This window comes from Bradyrhizobium sp. NAS96.2 (assembly GCF_001908235.1).
Taxonomy (GTDB): domain Bacteria; phylum Pseudomonadota; class Alphaproteobacteria; order Rhizobiales; family Xanthobacteraceae; genus Bradyrhizobium.
The window spans coordinates 1-834 of the sequence record NZ_LGHK01000372.1; the positions used below are offsets into that span (position 1 = coordinate 1).

The 834-nt window shown below is 63.9% G+C and carries 1 protein-coding gene; it reads left to right on the forward strand.

Annotation, left to right across the window (positions count from 1 at the left end; genetic code table 11):
* Positions 1-210 precede the first annotated feature (210 nt).
* A partial coding sequence (locus tag AC628_RS41380; protein ID WP_245321605.1) for a phage portal protein occupies positions 211-834 on the forward strand: 624 nt, incomplete at its 3' end.

Genomic DNA, 834 nt, shown 5'->3' on the forward strand with positions numbered 1-834 from the left:
GCTGGTCGCGCTGTTTCAGGCCGCGATCCTCATGAGCTGGAATCCCTCGGCCGGCAGGCTCGTGACCGGCGCTGATATCCTGACGGTGGTCTGATGGGAATTTTGAGGAGCGGGCTTAGCTCGGCGTTTCGTGCTGTCGCTGATGCGTTCGATCCAAACGCGGCGCGCGATCCTTCAGATCCGCGCTATTGGGCGGATTTTGGCGGTCGCATGTCGCTCGCTGGCGTCGAGGTCACTGACAGCAACGTCAGCCAACTCGGCGCGGTCCAGGCTGTCCGGCATGGCCTTTCGTCGGCAATGAAGTCGCTGCCGGCGTCGGTCTATCGGCGCGGCGCGAACGGCGCGCGCGAGGCGCTGCCGGATCATCCGGTCACCAGGCTGTTTGCGGCTAACCCGAACGCTCGCCAGACGCCGGCCGAGCTCGTCGGCGAGCTCGCCTGGAACGTTTCCTACTATCGGAATTCATATTGCGCGATCCTGCCGCCTGGCGATCCGCGCGCGTCAGAATATTACGCGGTCGGCGGCCTCGAATGGCTGCATCCGCGGCGGCTGGCGATGGTCGAGCGCGGGATCGACGGGCGGTTGTATTACACGTTCAATCCGCCGACGACGATCGTCCAGGGCGCGCAGCTCAAACAGACGACCTATCGCGACGACGAGCTCTGGCATATCCGCTCGAATCCGCTGCGCGAGGATGGGCTGCTCGGCGAGCCGATTTTCCATAGCGCCAAGCATGTTTTTGCGCGCGCGATCGCCGTCCATGAGTATGGCGACATCTGGTTTAAGAACAACGGTCAGTCCGGCGGCACGCTCGAGCATCCCGGCGTGTTCAAG